The 21,864-nt window shown below is 71.4% G+C and carries 23 protein-coding genes; 11 read left to right on the forward strand and 12 right to left on the reverse strand.

What is annotated here, in order from left to right:
* Positions 1-116: 116 nt before the first annotated feature.
* Both NMQ01_RS10105 and dapA read right to left on the reverse strand, forming a co-directional pair.
* On the reverse strand, positions 117-1,802 hold the full coding sequence (locus NMQ01_RS10105; RefSeq protein ID WP_255183811.1) for a ribonuclease J: 1,686 nt from the start codon (positions 1,800-1,802) through the stop codon (positions 117-119).
* Complete coding sequence (gene dapA, locus NMQ01_RS10110; RefSeq protein WP_255183812.1) at positions 1,799-2,695, reverse strand: 4-hydroxy-tetrahydrodipicolinate synthase; 897 nt, start codon at positions 2,693-2,695, stop codon at positions 1,799-1,801. The genes NMQ01_RS10105 and dapA overlap by 4 nt, the downstream gene beginning before the upstream one ends.
* A 43-nt stretch (positions 2,696-2,738) precedes the next feature.
* Here dapA and NMQ01_RS10115 point away from each other — a divergent pair, with 43 nt between their 5' ends.
* From NMQ01_RS10115 to NMQ01_RS10130, 4 genes are all read left to right on the forward strand, one after another.
* Complete coding sequence (locus NMQ01_RS10115) at positions 2,739-3,548, forward strand: thymidylate synthase (protein ID WP_255183813.1); 810 nt, start codon at positions 2,739-2,741, stop codon at positions 3,546-3,548.
* On the forward strand, positions 3,545-4,489 hold the full coding sequence (locus NMQ01_RS10120; RefSeq protein ID WP_255183814.1) for a dihydrofolate reductase: 945 nt from the start codon (positions 3,545-3,547) through the stop codon (positions 4,487-4,489). Before NMQ01_RS10115 ends, NMQ01_RS10120 begins: the two co-directional genes overlap by 4 nt.
* A 72-nt stretch (positions 4,490-4,561) precedes the next feature.
* Positions 4,562-5,191, forward strand: coding sequence for a SatD family protein (locus NMQ01_RS10125; protein WP_255183815.1), 630 nt, complete (start codon positions 4,562-4,564; stop codon positions 5,189-5,191).
* The gene (locus NMQ01_RS10130) at positions 5,188-5,946 is read left to right on the forward strand and encodes a hypothetical protein (protein WP_255183816.1); all 759 of its coding nucleotides are present in this window, start codon (positions 5,188-5,190) and stop codon (positions 5,944-5,946) included. The genes NMQ01_RS10125 and NMQ01_RS10130 overlap by 4 nt, the downstream gene beginning before the upstream one ends.
* Here the strand turns inward: NMQ01_RS10130 and NMQ01_RS10135 are convergent.
* Genes NMQ01_RS10135 through NMQ01_RS10155 form a run of 5 tightly spaced genes read right to left on the reverse strand, consistent with a single transcriptional unit; the run spans position 5,903 to position 9,467 of the window.
* Positions 5,903-6,619, reverse strand: coding sequence for a hypothetical protein (locus tag NMQ01_RS10135; RefSeq protein ID WP_255183817.1), 717 nt, complete (start codon positions 6,617-6,619; stop codon positions 5,903-5,905). The two genes, NMQ01_RS10130 and NMQ01_RS10135, sit on opposite strands and share 44 nt — an antisense overlap.
* Positions 6,603-7,169 carry a signal peptidase I gene (locus tag NMQ01_RS10140; protein WP_255183818.1) on the reverse strand — a complete coding sequence of 189 codons (567 nt, stop codon included), beginning with the start codon at positions 7,167-7,169 and terminating at the stop codon, positions 6,603-6,605. Before NMQ01_RS10140 ends, NMQ01_RS10135 begins: the two co-directional genes overlap by 17 nt.
* Positions 7,166-8,272: a hypothetical protein gene (locus tag NMQ01_RS10145; protein WP_255183819.1), complete on the reverse strand. Its 1,107-nt coding sequence runs from the start codon at positions 8,270-8,272 to the stop codon at positions 7,166-7,168. The genes NMQ01_RS10140 and NMQ01_RS10145 overlap by 4 nt, the downstream gene beginning before the upstream one ends.
* An 11-nt stretch (positions 8,273-8,283) precedes the next feature.
* Positions 8,284-8,922 (reverse strand): hypothetical protein, encoded by a 639-nt coding sequence (locus NMQ01_RS10150; protein WP_255183820.1) that lies wholly within the window; start codon positions 8,920-8,922, stop codon positions 8,284-8,286.
* Positions 8,919-9,467, reverse strand: a complete 549-nt coding sequence (locus tag NMQ01_RS10155; RefSeq protein ID WP_255183821.1) for an alternate-type signal peptide domain-containing protein — start codon at positions 9,465-9,467, stop codon at positions 8,919-8,921. The genes NMQ01_RS10150 and NMQ01_RS10155 overlap by 4 nt, the downstream gene beginning before the upstream one ends.
* Before the next feature lie 185 nt (positions 9,468-9,652).
* Between NMQ01_RS10155 and NMQ01_RS10160 the strand changes: the two genes are divergently transcribed.
* The 4 genes from NMQ01_RS10160 to NMQ01_RS10175 are packed head-to-tail and all read left to right on the forward strand — an operon-like array spanning position 9,653 to position 11,962.
* Positions 9,653-10,375, forward strand: coding sequence for an enoyl-CoA hydratase-related protein (locus NMQ01_RS10160; protein ID WP_255183822.1), 723 nt, complete (start codon positions 9,653-9,655; stop codon positions 10,373-10,375).
* Entirely contained in the window at positions 10,375-10,929 is a 555-nt protein-coding gene (locus NMQ01_RS10165; RefSeq protein ID WP_255183823.1) for a GNAT family N-acetyltransferase, read from the forward strand. Before NMQ01_RS10160 ends, NMQ01_RS10165 begins: the two co-directional genes overlap by 1 nt.
* Positions 10,926-11,642: an AzlC family ABC transporter permease gene (locus NMQ01_RS10170; protein WP_255183824.1), complete on the forward strand. Its 717-nt coding sequence runs from the start codon at positions 10,926-10,928 to the stop codon at positions 11,640-11,642. The genes NMQ01_RS10165 and NMQ01_RS10170 overlap by 4 nt, the downstream gene beginning before the upstream one ends.
* The gene (locus NMQ01_RS10175) at positions 11,639-11,962 is read left to right on the forward strand and encodes an AzlD domain-containing protein (protein ID WP_255183825.1); all 324 of its coding nucleotides are present in this window, start codon (positions 11,639-11,641) and stop codon (positions 11,960-11,962) included. Before NMQ01_RS10170 ends, NMQ01_RS10175 begins: the two co-directional genes overlap by 4 nt.
* Before the next feature lie 27 nt (positions 11,963-11,989).
* Here the strand turns inward: NMQ01_RS10175 and dapB are convergent, their stop codons facing one another.
* Positions 11,990-12,730 (reverse strand): 4-hydroxy-tetrahydrodipicolinate reductase, encoded by a 741-nt coding sequence (gene dapB, locus NMQ01_RS10180; RefSeq protein ID WP_255183826.1) that lies wholly within the window; start codon positions 12,728-12,730, stop codon positions 11,990-11,992.
* A gap of 115 nt (positions 12,731-12,845) precedes the next feature.
* Between dapB and NMQ01_RS10185 the strand changes: the two genes are divergently transcribed.
* On the forward strand, positions 12,846-12,989 hold the full coding sequence (locus NMQ01_RS10185; protein ID WP_255183827.1) for a hypothetical protein: 144 nt from the start codon (positions 12,846-12,848) through the stop codon (positions 12,987-12,989).
* A gap of 82 nt (positions 12,990-13,071) precedes the next feature.
* On the opposite strand, the gene NMQ01_RS10190 is transcribed toward NMQ01_RS10185, so the two are convergent.
* The 4 genes from NMQ01_RS10190 to lpdA all read right to left on the reverse strand — a co-directional run bounded on the left by NMQ01_RS10190 (position 13,072) and on the right by lpdA (position 19,274).
* Entirely contained in the window at positions 13,072-14,700 is a 1,629-nt protein-coding gene (locus NMQ01_RS10190; protein ID WP_255183828.1) for a hypothetical protein, read from the reverse strand.
* Positions 14,701-14,858: 158 nt separating this feature from the next.
* Complete coding sequence (locus NMQ01_RS10195) at positions 14,859-17,264, reverse strand: polyribonucleotide nucleotidyltransferase (RefSeq protein WP_255183829.1); 2,406 nt, start codon at positions 17,262-17,264, stop codon at positions 14,859-14,861.
* 170 nt (positions 17,265-17,434) lie between these two features.
* Positions 17,435-17,704: a 30S ribosomal protein S15 gene (gene rpsO / locus NMQ01_RS10200; RefSeq protein WP_255183830.1), complete on the reverse strand. Its 270-nt coding sequence runs from the start codon at positions 17,702-17,704 to the stop codon at positions 17,435-17,437.
* Between the two features lie 172 nt (positions 17,705-17,876).
* A complete protein-coding gene (gene lpdA, locus NMQ01_RS10205; protein ID WP_255183831.1) occupies positions 17,877-19,274 on the reverse strand; it encodes a dihydrolipoyl dehydrogenase in 1,398 nt (465 codons plus the stop codon).
* Between the two features lie 74 nt (positions 19,275-19,348).
* Here lpdA and NMQ01_RS10210 point away from each other — a divergent pair, with 74 nt between their 5' ends.
* Together NMQ01_RS10210 and NMQ01_RS10215 are read left to right on the forward strand one after the other, a co-directional pair.
* Positions 19,349-21,643: a carbon starvation CstA family protein gene (locus NMQ01_RS10210; protein ID WP_255183832.1), complete on the forward strand. Its 2,295-nt coding sequence runs from the start codon at positions 19,349-19,351 to the stop codon at positions 21,641-21,643.
* Positions 21,643-21,846 (forward strand): YbdD/YjiX family protein, encoded by a 204-nt coding sequence (locus NMQ01_RS10215; protein WP_255183833.1) that lies wholly within the window; start codon positions 21,643-21,645, stop codon positions 21,844-21,846. Before NMQ01_RS10210 ends, NMQ01_RS10215 begins: the two co-directional genes overlap by 1 nt.
* The last annotated feature ends 18 nt before the right edge of the window (positions 21,847-21,864 follow it).

Genomic DNA, 21,864 nt, shown 5'->3' on the forward strand with positions numbered 1-21,864 from the left:
AGGCCCCCTTCGGCCCAACAAGAAGAACTGCCCCTTCGCAAGGGTTCGGAACCCTTGCGAAGGGGCAGTTTCTTCGGGTGACCCGCAAACCGGGGGGCGGGTGAGGACCTGCCCGCTCAGGCCTCGACGACCACGGGGATGATCATCGGGCGGCGGCGGATCTTGCCACCGACCCAGCCGCCGACGGCGCGGCGCACGACCTGCTGGAGCTGGTGGGTGTCGGTCGTGCCCTTGCGGGCCGCCTCGTCGAGCGCGGCGATGATCTTGGGCTTGACCTGGGTGAAGATCTCGTCGTCCTCGGCGAAGCCGCGGGCGGTGATCTCCGGACCGGCGACGACCTTGCCGGTCGAGGAGTCGACGACGACCATGACGGAGATGAAGCCCTCGTCGCGCAGGATGCGGCGGTCCTTGAGCAGCTCCTCGGTCGTCCCGCCGACGCTCGAGCCGTCGACGTAGACGTAGCCGCAGGGCACGGCGCCGGCGATCCGGGCACGGCCGTCGACGAGGTCGACGACGACCCCGTCCTCGGCGAGGACGACGTGGTCGGGGTCGACACCGGTCGCGATCGCCAGGTCGGCATTGGCCACGAGGTGGCGCCACTCGCCGTGGACCGGCATGACATTGCGCGGCTTGACGATGTTGTAGCAGTAGAGCAGCTCGCCGGCGCTGGCGTGACCCGAGACGTGCACCTTGGCATTGCCCTTGTGCACGACGTCGGCGCCCAGGCGCATGAGGCCGTTGATGACCCGGTAGACGGCATTCTCGTTGCCCGGGATCAGGCTCGAGGCGAGCAGGACGGTGTCGCCGTCACCGACGTCGATGCGGTGGTCGCGGTTGGCCATGCGCGAGAGGGCGGCCATCGGCTCCCCCTGGCTGCCCGTGCAGATGAGCACGACCTCGTCGTCGGGGAAGTTGTCGAGCTTCTTGACGTCGACGAGCACGCCGTCGGGCACGTGCAGGTAGCCCAGGTCGGCGGCGATCCCCATGTTGCGCACCATCGAGCGGCCGACCATCGCGACCTTGCGGCCGTTGCGCTCGGCGGCGTCGAGGACCTGCTGGACCCGGTGCACGTGGCTGGAGAAGCACGCGACGATGATCCGGCGCTGGGCCTTGCGGAAGACCGTGTCGATCGCCGGCCCGATCTCGCGCTCGGGGGTGGTGAAGCCGGGGACCTCGGCATTGGTCGAGTCGGTGAGGAAGAGGTCGACCCCCTCCTCGCCCACCCGGGCGAAGGCCCGCAGGTCGGTCAGGCGCCGGTCGAGCGGCAGCTGGTCCATCTTGAAGTCGCCCGTGTGCAGCAGGGTGCCGCCCGCGGTGCGCACGAAGACGGCGAGCGCGTCGGGGATCGAGTGGTTGACCGCGATGAACTCGCAGTCGAAGACGCCGAAGCTCTCGCGCCCGCCCTCGCGCACCCCGAGGGTGTAGGGCTTGATGCGGTGCTCCTTGAGCTTCGCCTCGACGAGGGCGAGGGTGAGCATCGAGCCGACGAGCGGGATGTCGGGCTTGTGCTTGAGCAGGTAGGGCACGGCGCCGATGTGGTCCTCGTGGCCGTGCGTGAGGACGATCGCCTGGACGTCGTCGAGGCGGTCGAGGATGTACTCGAAGTCCGGGAGGATCAGGTCGACGCCCGGCTGGTGGTCCTCGGGGAAGAGCACACCGCAGTCGATGATGAGCAGCTGACCGTCGTGCTCGACGACCGCCATGTTGCGGCCGACCTCGCCGAGACCGCCGAGCGGGACGACCCGCAGGGCGCCGTCGGCGAGCGGGGGCGGGAGCTGCAGGTCGGGGTGCGGGTGGCTCATGCGCCTCCTCCGATGCCGGACGCGGCCAGGCCCTTGCGCAGGACGTCGAGGTGCTCGGCCGGCCCCTCGACGTAGGGCAGGCGGACGGTCGCGTGGTCGATGACGCCGAGCTCGACGAGCGCGGCCTTGGCCATGATCGCGCCCTGCGAGGTCGACATCAGGGCATTGGTCACGGGGATGAGTCGGTGGTGGATCTCGCGGGCGGCCGCGAGGTCACCGGCGTCGACGGCGGCGATCATGTCCGCGTACTGCCGGCCGGCGACGTGGCCGACGACGGAGACGACACCGTGCGCCCCCTGGGCGAGGTGGGCGAGGTTGTACTCGTCGGCGCCGGAGTACCAGAGCAGGTCGGTCTCGGCCATGACCTGCGAGGAGGCCCACAGGTCCCCCTTCGCGTCCTTGACGGCGACGATGCGCTCGTGGTCGGCGAGCGCCACGAGGGTCTCCACGGCGAAGGGAACGGCGGTGCGCCCGGGGATGTCGTAGAGCATGATCGGCAGCTTCGCCGCGTCGGCGATGGCCCGCGTGTGGGCGAGCAGACCGGCCTGGGTGGGCTTGTTGTAGTAGGGCGAGACGACGAGCAGGCCGTCGGCGCCGGCCCGGGTCGCGGCCGTGGCCATCTCGATGGCGTGCGCGGTGTTGTTGGACCCGACACCCGCGGTCACGGCGAGGCGGTCGCCCGCGGCCTGCTTGACCGTCTCGACCATCGCGATGCTCTCCGCGGAGCTGAGGGTCGGGGACTCGCCGGTGGTGCCGTTGACGACGACACCGTCGTGTCCGCTGGCGACGAGGTGCTCGACGACGGCGGCGACGCCCTTCGCGTCGACGGCGCCGTCTGGGGTCATGGGCGTCACCATCGCGGTGACCACCCGTCCGAAGGGGGAAGTCGTCATGCGGCTCAGCGTAGCCGTCGGTGGTGGCGTCTATCGTGGCGCCATGCGTCAGTACCTCGACCTCCTCGAGCACGTCCGCGACCACGGCGTCGACAAGTCGGACCGGACCGGGACCGGCACCCGCAGCGTCTTCGGCCACCAGATGCGCTTCGACCTCTCGGAGGGCTTCCCGGTCCTGACGACGAAGAAGCTCCACCTGCGCTCGATCATCGGCGAGCTGCTGTGGTTCCTGCGCGGCGACACCAACGTGCGCTGGCTGCAGGAGCGCGGCATCAGCATCTGGGACGAGTGGGCCGACGAGCACGGCGACCTCGGCCCGGTCTACGGGCACCAGTGGCGCTCGTGGCCGACCCCCGAGGGCGGCACGATCGACCAGATCAGCAAGGTCATCGAGGGCCTGCGGACCAACCCCGACAGCCGCCGGCACATCGTCTCGGCGTGGAATGTCGCCGAGGTGGACTCGATGGCGCTGCCGCCCTGCCACACGATCTTCCAGTTCTACGTCACGCCGGCGAGCGAAGGGGGTCGCCCCCGGCTGTCGTGCCAGCTCTACCAGCGCAGCGCCGACATCTTCCTCGGCGTGCCCTTCAACATCGCCTCCTACGCGCTGCTGACGATGATGGTCGCCCAGCAGGTCGACATGGAGCCGGGCGAGTTCGTCCACACCCTCGGCGACGCGCACCTCTACAGCAACCACCTCGACCAGGCCGACGAGCAGCTGACCCGCTCCCCCGGCCCGCTGCCACGCATGGAGATCACGCCGCGCGAGTCCATCGACGCCTACGAGATCGAGGACTTCACCCTCGTCGGCTACGAGGCCGCCCCGAGCATCAAGGCGCCGATCGCCGTATGAGCCTGCCGCGTCGCGTCCCCGACGACCTGCGCGGTCGGGTCCCGCTCGTCGCCGCGTCCTACGCGGTGATGACCCGCGAGGGCGGGCAGGGCACCGAGGTGCTGCTCCAGCTGCGCCGGGGCACCGGGTTCATGGACGGCTGGTGGGCCTGCGGCGCCGCCGGCCACGTCGAGGACGCGAGCGCGCCGAGCGAGGCGCTGCACCGCGAGGTCGACGAGGAGCTCGGGGTGCGCGTCGAGACCGCCGCGCCGCTGACGACCGTGCAGCGCACGAGCCTGCTCGGTCCGATCGAGCAGCGGGCCGACTTCTTCTTCCACGTCACCGCGTGGTCGGGCGAGCCCTCGCTGCAGGAGCCCGACAAGGCGGCGGACCTGCGGTGGTGGCGACTCGACGACCTGCCGGCGCAGGTCGTGCCGCACGAGCGGGTGGTGCTCGAGGGGCTGCGGGAGGGGACGCTGCCCCCCTTCGTCGAGCTCGGCCACGACCAGCGCCTGGTCCTCGTCGCCGCGCTCGGGGCCAACCGCGCCATCGGCGTCGACGGCGGCATGCCGTGGCACCTGCCCGAGGACCTGGCGCACTTCAAGGCCCTGACCATGGGCGGCACGATGGTCATGGGCCGCCGCACCTGGGACTCGATCGGACGCGCCCTGCCCGGCCGCACGACCGTCGTCGTCACGTCCGACCACGCGTGGAGCGCGCCCGGGGCGGTCGTCGTCCACTCGCTGGCCGAGGCCCTCGTGGCGGCCGGTCCGGGCGAGGTCTTCGTCGTCGGGGGCGGTGAGATCTACCGGCAGACGATCGACCTGGCCTCGCGCCTGGAGCTGACCGAGATCGACGCCTCGCCGCAGGCCGAGGTCTTCTTCCCCGAGGTCGACGCCGGGTGGCGTGAGGTCGCCCGCAGCCCACGAGAGGGCTTCGCCTTCGTCACCTACGAGAGGTGACTCGATGGGTTCACTCACCTCCATATCAACCATATCGGTTCATTTTGGACTGAAGTGATCTATGGTGTTCACATGACCGCGATCGCGACCCTCATCGGCGACGTCGTCCGCAGCCGGGCGGCCGCCGACCGACGTGCGCTGCATGCACGGCTCGAAGAGGTCATCGCGCTCGTCAACGCCAGGACCGATCCCCTCCAGCCGCTGCGCGTGACCGTGGGCGACGAGTTCCAGGGCGCCTGGGCCAGGCGGGGCGAGGCCGTGCACGCCGCCCTGCTGCTGCGGCTGAGCCTCCTGCCCGAGGTCGAGACCCGCTACGGACTCGGCCACGGCGAGGTCACCGCGCTCAGCGACGACGGCCTCGTCCAGGACGGCCCCGGGTGGTGGCAGGCCCGGGAGGCGATCACCCGGGCGAAGGGAGACGAGGAGTCGGCGGGCAGCCGGGGGCGCGTCGTGCGCACCCGGTGGGTCGAGGACTCCCCCGTCGGCCTGGCCCTCGACGCGGCGCTGCGGCACCGCGACCTGCTCGTCGCCGACCTCGACGAGCGCTCCCAGCGCCTCCTGCGCGGGCTGCTCGACGGCACGACCCAGCGCGAGCTCGCCGAGGTGGAGGAGATCAGCCCGACGGCCGTCTCCCGCCGGGTGCACCGCGACGCCCTCGACCAGCTGGTCGCCCTCGACGCCGAGCTCGGAGCCCTGCCATGAGCGTGCTCGCCGCCCTCCTCGTCACCATCGGGTCCGTCGACCTGCTGCGCAGCCTCGGCCCACACCCGGCGACGGCCCGCGAGACCCGCGGGCTGCCCGCCCTCGGACTGCTCCTGCTGCTCGTCGTCACCGCCACCGCCGGCCTGCTCGGGACGTGGGGCGGGGTCGCGCTCACCGCACTGGCCGCCGCCGGCCTCCTCGCCTGGACCGTCGCCGCCGAGCGCGCCGACGCCGGGTCGGGTCACGGGCTGGCGCTGTCCACCTTCGCCGCCGCCCTGCTCGTCCAGCTCGCGGGCTCGGGCTGGGCCCCACCCGTCGGCGGCCTGCTCGCCGACTGGCTCGCGTGGAGCGACCTGCCGTGGCAGCCCACGCCAGACCACGCGCTGCTGCTCGCCGGCCTGGTCCTCGTCCAGCTGGCGACGGGCAACCGCCTCGTGCGCCTCGTGCTCGTGACGACCGGCGCGCTCCCCGCGCGACCCGTGGCCGGCGGCGTCGACGGCGAGCTGCGCGGCGGGCGGCTGCTCGGGCCGCTCGAGCGACTCTTCATCCTCGGCCTCGGCCTCGCGGGCGAGCTCACTGCCGCCGGCCTCGTCATCGCGGCCAAGGGACTCATCCGCTGGCCCGAGCTGAGGTCGCACGCGAGCAGCGACGACAGCCGTCGCCCGTCCGACATCGACAAGGTCACCGAGTACTTCCTCGTCGGCAGCTTTGTCAGCTGGCTCGTCGCCCTCGGCGCCCTGCTGCTCGCCTCCTGAGGGCCACGGCCAGCGCCACCGACAGCAGGGCCACGAGCCCCAGGTCCGCGACCGCACCCTGCTCCCAGGGGCCACCGTCGGTCTGGACGGACCCCGGCGTCTCGGGTGGATCCGCCGGGTTCGACGGAGTCCCCGGGTTCGTCGGGTTCGTCGGGTTCGTCGGGTTCGTCGGCGCACCCGAGCAGGCGTCCGCGGCTCCCCCTTCGGTCAGGTGCAGCCGCAGCGGCACGGCCACCGATCGCCGCTCGCTGACCCGGCGCGAGGTGCTCGGCAGCGCCACGGACACCGGCACGCGGACCCGCTCCCCCGGATCGAGGGTCTGACGCACCACGACGACGCAGCGCCTCGGGGAGTCGCTCGTCAGCCGGGTCCCGCCGACCCGCACCCGGAAGTCGTCGAGCGGCGACACTCCCTCCGGCATCGTCGAGCGCACCGGCCCGGTCGCGACCGTCAAGGTCGTCGACCGACCCGAGGAGTTGCGCAGCCACAGGTCGGAGCGGGTCGCCCCGCCCGGGACGATGCGCACGTCCTCGTCAAGGAGCGGGGCGCTCAGCGCGCTGCTCCAGGACCGGCCGTCTCGAGAGAGCTCGATGCCGGGCCCGTCCGCGACGGCGGGCGGCGCGAGGAGCACGAGACCGACCATCGCGAGCAGCAGCTCAGTCCGCATCGACACCCATCTCCTGGGTCGACTGGCGGCGCCGGTCGCGAACCGCGCCCGCGACGTTCCACGCCGCATAGCCGAAGAGCAGGACGGCCAGCCCCTTGCCGAGCTCCGCCTTGCGCTGCGCGCCGATGCTCGAGGCGACGTGGCCGACCCACGGCACGTCGTAGCGCACGACGCCTCGCAGCTGCTGGGTCCCGACCCGGGTCTCGTCGGGGGCGGAGTTGGCATCGCCCTGGGTCGTGTAGCGGGGCGCGCCGTCGGTGCCGTGCGACACCTTGACGACGCGGTGCGTCACGAGCGTCGGGTCGTCCGGGTAGGGCATGAAGGTGATGATCGAGCCGACCCCGATGCGCTCCTGCGCCTCGTCCGCGCCCTCGACCGGCTCGACGAAGACCTGCGTCCCGGGGGCATAGGTCGGCTCCATCGACCCGGTGAGGATCGTCAGCGGCACGTAGCCACGCACCCTCGGGTAGGCGACCGTGACGACGAGGACGAGCAGGAGCACGACGAGGACCCCGGCGAGCAGCCAGGTCGTGAGACGACGAAGGGTGGTGGTCATGGCAGGTTGGTCGGTCCGGCGTCGGGGTTCGGCAGCGGGCTGTCGCACGTCCACCGGTCGGTGAGCAGCGACCAGTCGTTGCGCGCCCGGGCGATCCAGGCGGACTCGACGTAGCGGGTCCGGTCTCCGGCGAAGGGGTAGCCCCGCAGCTTGAACTCGCGGACCTCGTCACGCTGGTCGCTGATGTCCCTGCTGTTGATCCCGGCGAGGCTGCGCTCGTTGCCGGAGGCGATGGACTTCCAGACCTCCCATGCGCCCGTCCGCGACCGGCGCATGATGTCCCACCCCCCGGCCATGGCGGGTGTGGCCGTCGCCGTGCTCGTCACCGGGTCGGGCCACCCCCAGAAGAATCCGCCGTAGTAGCCGACCGAGGACGGGGTCCCGTTGGACAGGGTGCGCTGGCAGACATCCGAGCTCGGCGTGGCCGGGGGCGGCATCGCGATGCGGTACCTGCTGACGACGGTGCGGTCGGGCGAGCTCCACGTCGCCGGCGCCTCCGAGCGCTGGCCGACGACCGTCGTGATGTCGAGGGCGCGCCCGGCGTGGTTGAGCAGCGCCGTGCGCTGACCGGCCGTCGTGCTCGGGTAGTCGAGAGTCACCACCGGGCACAGGGTCCGGCTCTGCCCCGGCGACATCGTGGCTCCCCCGACCTTCGACTGGCTGCGCGTGTAGGTCGTGCCGTCGACGACCTGGCCGGCGGCCCGCGCCGACCAGTAGCTGCCCTGACCTCCGGCGCTGCACGTGCCGGTGCCGTGGGTGTAGGCCAGCGCGGCCACGGAGACGACGGAGTTGGTGTCACCCGCGACGACCTTCGCCAGCTTCGTGCTCTTGACGTTGGTCCACGACGAGTGCCGCGCGGACTGGTTGGTCAGGGTGATCTGCGGCGAGCTCGCCCAGCGGCCGTTGGGCCACGGCATCGCGGCAGAGTCAGGGACATTGGTCGCCGTCATGCCGAAGCCGTCCGAGCTCGCTCCCTTCGCCGTGGTCGACGCCGTCTCCCGCCACCTGGCCCGGCTGTCACCGGAGGGGGCGAGGGTCACGACGAGGGCAACCGTCACCGCCGCACCGGCGAGCGCCGTCGTGCGCCCTCGGGTGAGTGCCATCGTCGCCCTCCTCACGACTGGGTGAAGGTGTAGGTGTAGGCGCCGTCGTAGAGGCGCTGTCCGGTGAGTGCGGTCCCCCAGTCACCGGTGGGTCCGGTCGGTGGCGTGGTGATCACCGTGCGGATGGTGTAGTCGCCGAGCCCGGCGCCCGTCGAGCGGGAGACGGGGAAGCTGCCCGTCTCGCCCGTGACCGCGCTGCCCGTCGGCGGGGTGATCGTCGTCGTGGCGGTCGCCGTGCCGCTGAAGGCCGAGAGGGCCGACGACGTCAGGGGCCGCACCCGCACGTCGAGCGTGCCGGCGAGGTTGGTCCCCCGGGCCGCGACCGTCGCCCGGTCGACGACGACGACGCGGTCGCCGGGGATGAGCGCCTCCTGGGCCACGGTGTCGGTGATGACCCGGCACTCCGTGTACCCCGGGGCTGCGGTGCACGACGACGAGGACGCGTAGGTCCGCGAGCCCGCCGGCTGCCGCGAGTGCAGCTCGACCCGCTGCGCACCCGGCGTCACCGACACCCCGCCGGCCGTGATCGCCCCGGGCTCGCGCTCCACGCGATGGACCCAGCTCGCCCCGGTCCCGCCCGCCCCGGTGAGGACGAGCAGACCCAGGGCGCAAGCCACTCCGGCGCGCGCGAGGCGGCCGGTGGGGGTCACGGGTTCGGCGTCTGGACCAGCGCGATCTCCATCGAGCTGAGGTCGAGGGAGGTGTCCTCACCGCCGTCGGGGTCGGTCACCGTGCCCTCGCCGTAGGGCATCTCGACGCGCACGATCGCGTCGAAGCTCGTGCCGTTGTCGGCCGGGGTGAGCGTCTGGGTCGGTGCCCCGTCCAGCGTCGACTCGGTCGTGACGAAGTCGGCGAGGTCGCCGGTGGCCGTCGACAGGTCGCTCGACAGCTCCGCCTCGAGGTTGTCACCGACGAGGTCGGGGGTGATCGTCGCGCGGTACTCGATGACGTCGCCGGGGACGATGCGGAAGCTGGCGGCGTCGAGCTCGGTGTCGTCGGAGGTGTCGTCAGGCGTCCCCTTCGTGTCGAACCACGTCCCGGGGGTCACCTCCATGTCGAGGTGGCCGACGGTGACGGTCCCACCGTCGACCGTCTCCGACTCCTTCCACTGGGCGAAGGTGCCCCCGGCGGCGCCGAGGAGGAGGACGCCCGCGGCGACGGCGGCGACGGACGTGGTGAGGCGTGACATGGGCATGCTGGATCCCCTAACAGGCATGGGTGAGGTGGGTGTGTGGGAGGACGTCACCCGCACCAGATCCCTTGTCCTGCAGACCCCTACGGGTTGCTGCTGTCCCTGCCGTCGACCGTAGCAACGGCCGATCGATCCTGCAGGACGAGCGGGCGTCCGGGGAGGGATGACGCCCTCCGTATGCTGGCGACGTGCCCATCCTCAGCGAGACCCACGACGCCGTCACCGTCATCACCATCGACCGCACGCACCGGCGCAATGCGCTCGACCTGACCGCCCTCGAGGAGCTGCACGCCGCCGTCGTCGCCGCGGTCGACGCCGGGGCCCGTGCCCTCGTCCTCACCGGCGCCGAGGGGCACTTCTGCGCCGGCGCCGACCTCACCGAGCTCGAGGACGTCTCCTTCACCGAGCGTCTCGCCGAGGTCCTGCAGCACCTCGCCGCCGTGCCGATCACGACGATCGCCGCGATCTCCGGCTCGTGCATGGGCCTGGGCATGCAGCTCGCCGTCGCCTGCGACCTGCGCGTGGTCGGCGAGCGCGCCCGCTTCGCGGTGCCGGTGGCCAAGCTCGGCCTCATGGTCGACAGGTGGACGCTCGACCGGGTCGCCCGATTCTGGGGCGAGGGCGCCGCCCGCCACATGGTGCTCACGGCGGCCGTGCTCGACGGCGAGGACGCCTGGCGACTCGGCTTCGCCCAGCGGCGGGGCGACCTCGACGCGGCCCTCGACCTCGCTCGTACCGCCGTACCGCTCGCGCCCCTCTCGCAGGCCGGGTCCAAGCTCGGGATGAACGCCACCCCCGGGGCCGACCCCGCCTATGCCGAGGCCTTCGCCCGAGCCTGGGCGAGCGAGGACCTCGCCGAGGGTCAGCGCGCCTTCGGCGAGCGCCGCTCCCCGCAGTTCGTGGGGCGCTGATGACCTCCGCCGACGCCAGCGTGCGCACCGCCGCTGCCGACGACGCGACCGCCGTCGGCCGGGTGCAGGCCCTCGTGTGGCAGGAGGCCTACGACGGCATCGTCCCGCCCGAGGTCCACGCCGCCTTCGACCCGCGGGCCTTCGAGGCCGCCTGGCGCGACTCCCTTCGCACTCCTCCCGCGGGGGTGCACCGACTGCTCGTCTCGTGCGCCGGCGACGAGGTCGTCGGCTTCGCCGCGATCGGACCGAGCCAGGACCCCGACGCGGGGCAGACCACGGGCGAGATCACCGCGCTCGGCGTGCACCCCGGCCACCGGCGCCAGGGGCACGGCTCGCGTCTGGTCAATGCCGCCGTCGACATCCTGCGCGAGGCCGGCGCCGAGCACGTCGCGGTCTGGTGCCTCGTCGAGCACGAGCCCCTGCGCTCCTTCCTCACCGGCGCCGGGCTGGCGCCCGACGGCGCCTACCGCGACCGGGTCGTCTCCCCCGACGGTGCGACCGCACGCGAGGTGCGGCTGACCGCGGCGGTGACCCACCCCCCTTCGACCCCATGAGCATCGCCGAGCGCGAGATCGCCGAGGCCCGCAAGCAGGGCCTGTCGATCGGGATCGCGAGCGGCACCTACGGCATCAGCTTCGGCGCGCTGTCCATCGCCGCCGGGCTCGACCTGTGGCAGACGATGGCGATGTCCCTGCTGCTCTTCACCGGGGGCTCGCAGTTCGCCCTCGTCGGCATCATCGGCTCCGGCGGCAATCCCGTCACCGCCGTCGCGACGTCCACCCTGCTCGGCATCCGCAACGGGCTCTACGGCCTGCAGCTCGCCCGCATCCTGCGCCTCACCGGATGGCGCCGGGCCGCGGCCGCGCACCTGACGATCGACGAGTCGACCGCCATCTCGCTCGCCCAGAGCACACCGGAAGGACGCCGGGCCGGCTTCTGGGCCGGCGGGATCGGGGTCTTCGTCTTCTGGAACCTCTCGACGCTCCTCGGCGCGGTGCTCGGCAATGCCCTGGGCGACCCGCGGGTGTGGGGCCTCGATGCGGCGGCCGCCGCGGCCTTCGTCGCGCTCATCTGGCCCCGGCTGAAGGACCGCACCGGCAGGGTCACCGCACTGCTGGCGGCGGCGATCGCCCTCATCACCCTCGTCCCCACCCCCGCCGGTGTGCCGGTGCTGCTCGCCGCGATCGCAGCCGTCGTCGTCGGGCTGCTCGGCGGCACGCCGAGCGGCGCGCACGACATCGAGCAGCCCGAGGGAGACCTGCTGTGAGTGCCACCGCCCTGTGGATCACCGTGCTCGCCGCGTGCGCGCTCGGCTTCGCCGCGAAGTACGCCGGCTACCTCGCGCCCGAGTCGCTCGTCGACGGGCCACGCCGCTCCCGCGTCATCGGGCTGCTGCCGGTCGCGCTGCTCGCCGGCCTCCTCGTGACCCAGACCGTCGGCGGTGGCGACGGGATCGTGCTCGACGCCCGGCTGGCTGCCGTCGCCCTGGCCGTCGTCCTCATGTGGCTTCGGGCCAACTTCGTCGTCGTGATCTTCGGCGCGGCCGCCCTCGCAGCCGTGCTGCGGGCCCTCGGCTGGGCTGCCTGAGCCGACCGGCTTGAGCTGACCGGGAGGTCAGAGCCCCAGCACGTGCTCCAGACCGACGGTGACTCCGGGGTGCTTGGCGACCTCGCGGACGCCGGCGAGGACACCGGGCATGAAGGAGACGCGGTCGAAGGAGTCGTGGCGGATCGTCAGCATCTCGCCCTCGTTGCCGAGGAGCACCTCCTGGTGGGCGACGAGGCCGCGCAGCCGCACGGCGTGCACCGGGATCCCCTCGACGCTCGCACCGCGCGCACCGTCCGGGTCGTCGGTCGTCGCGTCGGGCACGGCACCCAGCCCGGCCTCCTCCCGGGCGGCCGCGATGAGCTCGGCGGTGCGGGTGGCGGTGCCGCTGGGGGCGTCGACCTTGCGCGGGTGGTGCAGCTCGACGACCTCGACCGACTCGTAGAAGCGGGCGGCCTGCTTGGCGAACTGCATCATGAGCACGGCGCCGATGGCGAAGTTCGGCGCGATGAGCACGCCCACTCCCCCCTTCGCCTCGACCTCGGCGCGCAGCCGGGCCGCGCGCTCGTCGGTCCACCCCGACGTGCCGACGACGACGTGGACGCCGCGCTCGACGCAGTGGCGCACGTTGGACTCGCTCGCGGCCAGGACGGTGAAGTCGACGACGACCTCGGCGCCGCCGAGGTCACCCAGCTCGTCACCCTCGTCGAAGCGCCCGACGAGCTCGAGATCGTCGGCCCCCTCGACCGCCTCGCACGCCGTCGCACCCATGCGCCCCTTGGCGCCGATCACTGCCACCTTCGTCGTCATGGGGCCAGCCTACGAAGCCCCTTCCGGTGAGGCACCCACCGGCGCGTCGTTCACCTTCCGTTCACTTTGCTGCTAAAGTCGTAGGTGAACAGAACGTGAACAGGAGGTGTCCGAGATGACCGTTTCACCGATGAAGACCGCGCGTCCCGCGCCCAAGTTGACCTGCACCTGGGTCCCCGTGCGCGGCGCGGACGGCCGGACCCGCATGGAGATGCGCTGGATCGACGAGTCCCGTCGCAGCGCCCGCCGCGCGGCCTGACCGCCCGCCCCTGCACCACGAAGCCCCCGGCACCGCACGGTGCCGGGGGCTTCGTCATGGGGTCACGACCCCGAGGTGAGCGTCAGCGGGGGAAGCCGAGCACCCGGGGAGCCCGAGCGCCCAGCACACGAGCGTCGCCCGAGTCGGGGACGAGGATCGCGGCGCTCAGGGCGAAGTCGCGGCCGTAGACATTGGTCTCGTCCTGCTGCGGGAAGACCTTCTTGTCCGTCGCATCCAGCCTCCACTGGAAGTCGGCCTCGAGGTACCCGCGGTTCTCCCACTCCTGATCCGTGAGCACGAGCAGGCCCTCCTTGACGCGCACGGCCCGAACCGATCCCCCGGGTGCGGTGCGATCCTCGGCACCACCCCACGGATCGGACGAGTTGGCGAAGCGGCTCACGCCCCGGCTCGTCGTGTTCATCTCGGCGCGGTGGTCAGCCAGCTCCTTCGTCACCTGCAGCCCAGGGGCCTCCCCCTCCTCAACCCAGGTCGCCAGGAGGTCGTCGACCTCCTCGGCGCGCTCGAGGTCGTCGGCGCTCGGCGCGGCCTGCGCGGGCGGCAGCGGCGTCGGCGCGCCCTCGTCCACCCAGACCGACGAGTAGCCGCGCCACGGCTCCGTGACGTGGTCTCTGGTCTGGAGGGACAGCCCGACCCCCTTCGACTCGGGGTCGGGGGAGCTCGTGTAGGAGACGACGAACCACTGCGGATAGGCCGACTGCGGCGCGGCGAAGGTCTCCTCGACCTCGTGGGTGAAGGTCACCGCCTTGGTCGTGGGCCGGTCGACGGCATTGGTCTTGGCCTCGACCAGGTCCTTGGCGAGGACGGGCCCCGTATCCGCGGCCCTCCACCGGCTGCCGTCACCCGTGTGCGAGGCCTTGATCGCCGCGTTGTTGCGCACGTCGTAGTCGTCGAGCACCGCCTGCGCGTCCGCGGCCTCGAGCGGGACGACCCCGGGCGCCTCGCCGTGGTCGACCTGCTGCGGGATCGAGCACCCGGCGGCGAGCACGGCGATCACGCCGACGGCGGCGACGCGGGTCGCTCCCCGCATCACGGTGGTGGCCTGCGCCGGGGCGGACTCGGCAAGCGCCTCGGGGGCGGTGGCGGGTGCCGTGCGACGGGCTCGCTTCGCGCGACGGCCCCAGACGACGGTGCCGACGAGCAGGAGCAGACCGACGACGGCCGCGACGAGACCCGCGACGAAGGCTCCGGGCAGGCCGTAGCCGATGCCCACCTCGGGAGCGGCTCCCCCGGCCTTCGCGGGCAGGACGACGACCTGCACCGGCGCCTCCTCGGTGAGCGGGACGGCCACGGTCACGTCCTGCGCCACCTGCTGCTCCTCCCAGACGTCCAGGTCTGCGGGCGGGGCCGCCGGGTAGGCGCGGTCACCGTCACGCGGCTGGCTCCCCCCGACACCGTCGGCCGACAGCTCGTCGATCTCGGTGTGCGTGACGCCGTCGAGGTAGTCCTGCACGTGCACCGGGTGCCCGGCCCCGACGAAGACCTCCCCCGTGCTCGCACGTGCCGAGACGACCAGGTCGATGCCCGCGACGTTGAGCAGCTGCGGCGCCGTCGAGATGACCGGCGCGCTGTCGGGCAGTGCTGCGGGCTCACCTCCCCACGTGTCGTCCGGTCCGAGCAGGATGGCGACGGCGACCCCTCCGAGCAGGAGCAGGGTCGCGACGAGTCCGGTGAGCAGGCGCAGTGCCTTCATGGGTCCCCTTGGTGTGGCGTGATCAGGTCACCGCCCGTGGGCGGCTGCGCCCACGCTAGGCGAGGTCCGCCCCCTTCGCCCGTCGGTTGTCCACAGGCATGACGAAGGGGGCCGACCCTCCCGTGGGAGAGCCGGCCCCCTGCGTCAGGGACCTGTGGTCAGTCGTCCTGCGACTCGCCACCGTCGGCCGGGGCCGACTCGGTCTCGGAGGACTCGCCGGAGTCGTTGTCGCTGCGGCGACGGCGACGACGACCGCCGTCGCGGCCACCCTCACGACCGCCGTCGCGACCGCCCTCACGGCGACCGCCACGACCACCCTCGTCGTCACCCTTCGCACCGGAGGCCAGCTCGGCCTCCTGCTCCGGGGTGAGGACCGCGGCGAGGCTGAGCTTGCCGCGCGGGTCGATCTCCTTGAGCTCGACCTGGACCTTCTGGCCCACGCCGAGGACATCCTCGACGGCGTCGATGCGCTTGCCGCCGACGAGCTTGCGCACCTCGGAGATGTGCAGCAGGCCGTCCTTGCCCGGCGTCAGGGAGATGAAGGCGCCGAAGGTCGTCGTCTTGACGACGGTGCCGAGGAAGCGCTCGCCGACCTCGGGCATCTGCGGGTTGGCGATCGCGTTGATCGCATTGCGCGCAGCGTCCGCGGACGGGCCGTCGACCGCACCGATGAAGACGGTGCCGTCGTCCTCGATGCTGATGTCGGCGCCGGTGTCGTCCTGGATCTGGTTGATCATCTTGCCCTTGGGGCCGATGACCTCACCGATCTTGTCGACCGGCACCTGGACGGTGATGATCCGCGGCGCGGTCGGCGCCATCTCGTCGGGCGCGTCGATGGCCTCGTTCATGACGTCGAGGATGTGCATCCGCGCGTCACGGGCCTGGGTCAGCGCGCCGGCGAGCACGGAGGCCGGGATGCCGTCGAGCTTGGTGTCCAGCTGGATCGCCGTGACGAACTCGCGGGTGCCGGCGACCTTGAAGTCCATGTCACCGAAGGCGTCCTCGGCGCCGAGGATGTCGGTCAGGGCCGCGTACTGCGTCTGGCCGTCGACCTCGTCGGAGACCAGACCCATGGCGATGCCGGCGACGGCGGCGCGCAGCGGCACACCGGCGTTGAGCAGCGACATCGTCGAGGCGCAGACCGAGCCCATCGACGTCGAGCCGTTGGACCCGAGAGCCTCGGAGACCTGACGGATCGCGTAGGGGAACTCCTCGCGCGGGGGCAGCACCGGCAGGAGCGCACGCTCGGCGAGCGCACCGTGGCCGATCTCGCGACGCTTCGGGCTGCCGACCCGGCCGGTCTCACCGGTCGAGTAGGGCGGGAAGTTGTAGTTGTGCATGTAGCGCTTCTTGGTGACCGGCCCGAGCGAGTCGATCTGCTGCTCCATCTTGAGCATGTTGAGCGTGGTGACACCCATGATCTGGGTCTCGCCGCGCTCGAAGAGCGCCGAGCCGTGCACGCGCGGCAGCACCTCGACCTCCGCGCCGAGGGCGCGGATGTCGGCGAGGCCACGGCCGTCGATGCGGACCTTGTCGCGCAGGATGCGCTGGCGGACCTGCGCCTTCTGCACCGAGCGGTAGGCCGCGGAGAGCTCCTTCTCGCGACCGAAGAACTCACCGGGAGCCTCCTCGGTGCCCGCGAGGGAGGCCTTCATGGCGTCCTTGATCTCGTCGAGACGGTCCTCGCGCTCCTGCTTGCCGGCGATCGTCAGCGCGGTCGCGAGGTCGGCCGAGGTGGCCTTCTCGACGGCGGCGTAGGCGTCGTCCTGGTAGTCGAGGAAGATCGGGAAGTCCTCGACCGGCTTCGCGGCCTGCTGGGCCAGCTCGGCCTGGGCGTCGCACAGGACCTTGATGAAGGTCTTGCTGGCCTCGAGGCCCTCGGCGACGACCTCCTCGGTCGGCGCGGTCTTGGCCTCGTTCTTCACGAGGTTCCACGTCGACTCGGTGGACTCGGCCTCGACCATCATGATCGCGACGTCACCACCATCGACGACGCGGCCGGCGACGACCATGTCGAAGGTCGAGCGCTCGATGTCGCTGAAGTTGGGGAAGGCGACCCACTGGCCGTCGATGAGCGAGACGCGGACGGCACCGATCGGGCCCGAGAAGGGCAGACCGGAGATCTGCGTCGAGGCCGACGCGGCGTTGATCGCGAGGACGTCGTACTGGTGGTCCGGGTGGACCGACAGCACGGAGATGACGACCTGGACCTCGTTGCGCAGACCCTTCTTGAAGGTCGGGCGCAGCGGGCGGTCGATGAGGCGGCAGGTGAGGATCGCGTCCGTGCCGGGACGACCCTCGCGGCGGAAGAAGCTGCCGGGGATGCGACCGGCGGCGTACATGCGCTCCTCGACGTCCACCGTCAGGGGGAAGAAGTCGAAGTGGTCCTTCGGGGTCTTGCCGGCCGTGGTGGTCGACAGGAGCATGGTCTCGCCGTCGAGGTAGGCGCTGACCGCGCCTCCAGCCTGCTTGGCGAGGCGACCGGTCTCGAACCGGATGGTGCGGGTGCCGAACGAGCCGTTGTCGATGGTGGCTTCGGTGGCGGTGATCTCAGGACCCTCCATCGGGTCCTCCTTTTCTCTCTGCGAACCGGGAGCATCGTCGTTGTGCCCCGGTAGGTCTTCTGCGGTGACGATCTTCAGTTGTCGATCTCTTCAGTTGTGCCGAAGGGAGATTCCCCCCGGATACGCGAAGAAGCGGTCCCCTTGGGCGGGAACCGCTCTCCACGAAGCTGTTATCGGCGAAGGCCGAGGCGCTTGATCAGCGCACGGTAGCGCTCGATGTCGGTGCTCTCCAGGTAACGCAGGAGGCGGCGGCGACGACCGACGAGCAGCAGCAGGCCGCGGCGGCTGTGGTGGTCGTGCTTGTGCTCACGAGCGTGCTCGGTGAGGTCCTTGATGCGCTGGGTGAGCAGCGCGACCTGCACCTCGGGGGAGCCGGTGTCGCCCTCGACGGTGGCGTACTCGGCCATGATCTGCTTCTTGACGTCAGCGGTCAGCGGCATGCTGCGACACTGCTCCTTCTCTGGGTTGTTGCGCGGCGCGCCCGGGCTGGTTCACCGGGGCTCTGTGGATCCGCGGCCGATTTTCACGGCAACCCGTGAAGATTAGCAGCGGCGCCCCCTTCGCCCATAATCCGGGCGAAGGGGGCGCCGTGGCTGCTCGACGCGTCGGTCGTCAGAGGTTGATCATGTGCCCCGCGATGCCCTCGACGGCCTCCTTGACCGCCTCGGACAGCGTCGGGTGGGCGAAGACGTTGCGGGCGACCTCGTCGGCGGTGAGGTCCCACTTCTGCGCGAGGGTGAGGACCGGGAGCAGCTCGGTCACGTCGGGGCCGATCATGTGGGCGCCGATGATCTCGTTGTGCTCCGCGTCGGCGACGACCTTGACGAAGCCGACCGCGTCGCCCAGGCCCATGGCCTTGCCGTTGGCGGTGAAGGGGAAGGTCGCCGTCTTGACGTCGAAGCCCTTCTCCTTGGCCTGCTCCTCGGAGTAGCCGAAGGAGCCGATCTGCGGGTGGCAGTAGGTCGCGCGCGGGATGAAGTCGTAGTCGACCGGCATCGTCTCGGCGCCGTTCATGTGCTCGGCGGCGACGACGCCCTGGGCCTCGGCGACGTGGGCGAGCATGAGCTTCGCCGTGCAGTCACCGATGGCGTAGACGTTGTCGACGTTGGTCTGGCAGTACTCGTCGATCGCGATGGCACCGCGCTCGGTGAGCTCGACGCCGATCGACTCCAGGCCGTAGCCCTGGGTGCGCGGGGCGAAGCCGATCGCGGAGAGGAGGCGGTCGGCCTCGAGGACCTGCGCGTCGCCCCCCTTCGCCGGGGTGACGGTGACCTTGACGCCGGAGCCGGTGTCCTCGACGGACTCGACCTTGGTGCCCGTCATGACCTTGACGCCGAGCTTCTTGTAGTGCTTGGCCAGCTCCTTGGACACGTCGGCGTCCTCGGTCGGGACCATGCGGTCGAGGAACTCGACGATCGTGACGTCGACGCCGAAGTTCTTGAGCACGTAGGCGAACTCGACGCCGATAGCGCCGGAGCCGGCGATGATGATCGAGCCCGGCAGGTCGTCGTCGAGGATCTGCTCCTCGTAGGTGACGACGTTCTTGCTGACCTCGACGCCCGGGAGCATGCGGGTGGTGGCGCCGGCGGCGATGATCAGCTTGTCGAAGGAGACGGTCTTGGTCTCGCCGTCGTTGAGGGCGACGTCGACGGTGTTGGCGGAGGTGATCGTGCCCCAGCCGTCGATCTCGGTGATCTTGTTCTTCTTCATGAGGAAGTGGACGCCCTTGACGATGCCGGCGCTCACCTGACGGGAGCGGGCGTGCGTCGGGCCGAAGGACATCGTGGCGTCGCCCTCGATGCCGAACTTCTTCTTGTCATGGGTCAGCGTGTGCGCCAGCTCGGCGTTCTTGATGAGCGCCTTGCTGGGGATGCAGCCCACGTTGAGGCAGACACCGCCCCAGTACTTCTTCTCGATCACCGCGACCTTGTTGCCGAGCTGCGCGGCGCGGATCGCCGCCACATAGCCACCGGGTCCAGCACCGAGCACAACGACGTCGAAATCAGCCATGTCCGACAGCCTAGTCATGACTGCGTTACGTTCGACACACAGCCCTGATCACGACGACGTGGACGAAGGACGAGATGAGCCGAGAGAGTGGGTCGAGCACCCTCATGGAGGAGCGGGACGGCGTGACGACGGTGCGGACCGACCTGGATCGGCCGCCGGTCGCGGTGCGGACCCCGCACACCGTGAGCGGAAGGGAGAAGCTCGTCTTCGCGCTCATCGCCCTGCTCGGGGCGGTCGGCTGGACGATGATCGCGGTGGTCCGTGGCGAGCACGTCAACGCCGTCTGGTTCGTCTTCGCGGCCGTGTGCACCTACATCATCGGCTTCCGCTTCTACGCGCGCCTGATCGAGTACAAGGTGCTCAAGCCGCGCGACGAGCGCGCCACTCCCGCAGAGGAGTTCGAGAACGGCAAGGACTTCATGCCGACGGACCGGCGGGTGCTCTTCGGGCACCACTTCGCCGCGATCGCCGGAGCCGGCCCGCTCGTCGGACCGGTCCTCGCCGCCCAGATGGGCTACCTGCCCGGCACGCTGTGGATCGTCGTCGGCGTGGTCTTCGCCGGGGCCGTGCAGGACTACATGGTCCTGCACCTGTCGATCCGCCGCGGCGGCCGCAGCCTCGGGCAGATGGCCCGGGACGAGCTCGGCCGGGTCGGCGGCACCGCCGCGATCGTCGGCGTGCTCGCCATCATGCTCATCCTCATCGCCGTCCTGGGCATCGTCGTCATCGGCGCCCTGGCCCACTCCCCCTGGGGCGTCTTCTCGATCGCGATGACGATCCCGATCGCGCTCTTCATGGGCCTCTACCTGCGCTACCTGCGCCCGGGCGCCGTCGGCGAGGTCTCGCTCATCGGTGTCGTCCTGCTCGTCGCGGCGATCATCGCCGGCGGCTGGGTCTCCGACCACCCGACGCTGTCGGAGACCTTCACCCTCGAGCCGATCACGCTGGCCTGGCTGCTCATCGGCTACGGCTTCGCCGCGTCGGTGCTCCCGGTGTGGCTGCTGCTCGCCCCGCGCGACTACCTGTCGACCTACATGAAGGTCGGGACGATCGCGCTCCTCGCGATCGGCATCCTCGTCGCGCGCCCCGAGGTGAAGATGCCGGCCGTCACCGAGTTCGCCTCGACCGGCACCGGGCCGGCCTTCGCGGGCTCGCTCTTCCCCTTCCTCTTCATCACCATCGCGTGCGGCGCCCTCTCCGGGTTCCACGCGCTCATCTCGTCGGGCACGACGCCCAAGCTCATCGAGAAGGAGAGCCAGGCCCGCTTCATCGGCTACGGCTCCATGCTCACCGAGTCCTTCGTCGCCGTCATGGCGATGGTCGCGGCGGTGAGCATCGACCAGCACATCTACTTCGCGATGAATGCACCGGTGGCCCTCACCGGCGGCGAGCCGGGCAGCGCCGCCGACTACGTCAACGGTCTGGCGCTCAGCACCCCGGCAGGCGGCCCCGTGCCGCCGGTGGACCCGGCCACGCTCCAGCAGGCTGCGAGCAGCGTCGGCGAGGAGACGATCATCTCCCGCACCGGCGGCGCCCCGACGCTCGCCTTCGGCATGAGCGAGGTGATGAGCGTCTTCGGTGGCGACTCGCTGAAGTCCTTCTGGTACCACTTCGCCGTCATGTTCGAGGCGCTCTTCATCCTCACCACGGTCGACGCCGGCACCCGCGTCGCGCGCTTCATGTTCTCCGACGCCCTGGGCAACGTGCCCGGCATGGGCCGCTTCAAGGACCCGTCGTGGCGCCCGGGCGCCTGGCTGTGCAGCCTCATCGTCGTCGCCGGGTGGGGGTCGATCCTCGTCATGGGCATCCTCGACCCGCTCGGCGGGATCTACACCCTCTTCCCGCTCTTCGGCATCGCCAACCAGCTGCTCGCGGCGATCGCCCTGGCGGTCGTCACCACGGTGATCGTCAAGCAGGGCAACCTGCGCTGGGCGTGGATCCCGGGCGTCGCGCTCGTGTGGGACCTGGTCATCACCCTGTGGGCGTCGGCGCTGAAGATCTTCAGCAGCAACCCCAAGATCGGCTACTTCGCGCAGCGTGACGCCTTCGTGGAGGCGCGCGACAAGGGCGAGCTGCTCACCGGCGCCGCGTCGCCGGCCGACATGGACAAGATCATCTTCAACTCGCTCGTCCAGGGCACCCTGTCGATCGTCTTCGCCGTGCTCGTCATCATCGTCGTCGTCGCCGCGGTGGTCGTCATGGTGCGCGCGGCCCGGGCCGGAGGACTGCCGACGAGCGAGACCGAGGGCGTGCCCTCGCGGATCTTCGCTCCCTCGGGGCCGCTCGCCACCCCCGAGGAGAAGCAGGTCCTCGCCGAGTGGCGGGAGGCGGGCCTGGAGCCCTCCCCCGCCGCCAAGGGCGGCCACTAATGAGCACCGCGACGGGCACCCCCTTCGCCGTGGCGCGGCGGATCGGCCGCTTCGTGTCCGGGGTGACCGGGGCCGACCGCTACGAGCGCTACGTCGAGCACCTGCAGCGGGTCCACCCGGAGCGACCGGTGCCCTCGCGCGCCGACTTCTGGCGGGAGCACTACGCGCAGCAGGAGCGCAACCCCGGGACCCGCTGCTGCTGACGCGGGCCCCGGGTGCGC

Origin of the sequence: Janibacter sp. CX7 (genome assembly GCF_024362365.1) — a bacterium.
Taxonomy (GTDB): Bacteria; Actinomycetota; Actinomycetes; order Actinomycetales; family Dermatophilaceae; genus Janibacter.

Bases quoted from the DNA above. Each gene is read 5' to 3' on its own strand.
- NMQ01_RS10210 (WP_255183832.1), top strand. From the start codon at position 19,349: ATGAGCCGAGAGAGTGGGTCGAGCACCCTCATGGAGGAGCGGGACGGC.
- NMQ01_RS10125 (WP_255183815.1), top strand. From the start codon at position 4,562: ATGACCGCGATCGCGACCCTCATCGGCGACGTCGTCCGCAGCCGGGCG.
- NMQ01_RS10165 (WP_255183823.1), top strand. From the start codon at position 10,375: ATGACCTCCGCCGACGCCAGCGTGCGCACCGCCGCTGCCGACGACGCG.
- NMQ01_RS10170 (WP_255183824.1), top strand. From the start codon at position 10,926: ATGAGCATCGCCGAGCGCGAGATCGCCGAGGCCCGCAAGCAGGGCCTG.
- NMQ01_RS10145 (WP_255183819.1), bottom strand. From the start codon at position 8,272: ATGGCACTCACCCGAGGGCGCACGACGGCGCTCGCCGGTGCGGCGGTG.
- NMQ01_RS10155 (WP_255183821.1), bottom strand. From the start codon at position 9,467: ATGCCCATGTCACGCCTCACCACGTCCGTCGCCGCCGTCGCCGCGGGC.
- NMQ01_RS10120 (WP_255183814.1), top strand. From the start codon at position 3,545: ATGAGCCTGCCGCGTCGCGTCCCCGACGACCTGCGCGGTCGGGTCCCG.
- NMQ01_RS10195 (WP_255183829.1), bottom strand. From the start codon at position 17,264: ATGGAGGGTCCTGAGATCACCGCCACCGAAGCCACCATCGACAACGGC.
- rpsO (WP_255183830.1), bottom strand. From the start codon at position 17,704: ATGCCGCTGACCGCTGACGTCAAGAAGCAGATCATGGCCGAGTACGCC.
- NMQ01_RS10130 (WP_255183816.1), top strand. From the start codon at position 5,188: ATGAGCGTGCTCGCCGCCCTCCTCGTCACCATCGGGTCCGTCGACCTG.
- NMQ01_RS10185 (WP_255183827.1), top strand. From the start codon at position 12,846: ATGACCGTTTCACCGATGAAGACCGCGCGTCCCGCGCCCAAGTTGACC.
- NMQ01_RS10105 (WP_255183811.1), bottom strand. From the start codon at position 1,802: ATGAGCCACCCGCACCCCGACCTGCAGCTCCCGCCCCCGCTCGCCGAC.
- NMQ01_RS10215 (WP_255183833.1), top strand. From the start codon at position 21,643: ATGAGCACCGCGACGGGCACCCCCTTCGCCGTGGCGCGGCGGATCGGC.
- dapA (WP_255183812.1), bottom strand. From the start codon at position 2,695: ATGACGACTTCCCCCTTCGGACGGGTGGTCACCGCGATGGTGACGCCC.
- NMQ01_RS10115 (WP_255183813.1), top strand. From the start codon at position 2,739: ATGCGTCAGTACCTCGACCTCCTCGAGCACGTCCGCGACCACGGCGTC.
- lpdA (WP_255183831.1), bottom strand. From the start codon at position 19,274: ATGGCTGATTTCGACGTCGTTGTGCTCGGTGCTGGACCCGGTGGCTAT.
- NMQ01_RS10140 (WP_255183818.1), bottom strand. From the start codon at position 7,169: ATGACCACCACCCTTCGTCGTCTCACGACCTGGCTGCTCGCCGGGGTC.
- dapB (WP_255183826.1), bottom strand. From the start codon at position 12,730: ATGACGACGAAGGTGGCAGTGATCGGCGCCAAGGGGCGCATGGGTGCG.
- NMQ01_RS10190 (WP_255183828.1), bottom strand. From the start codon at position 14,700: ATGAAGGCACTGCGCCTGCTCACCGGACTCGTCGCGACCCTGCTCCTG.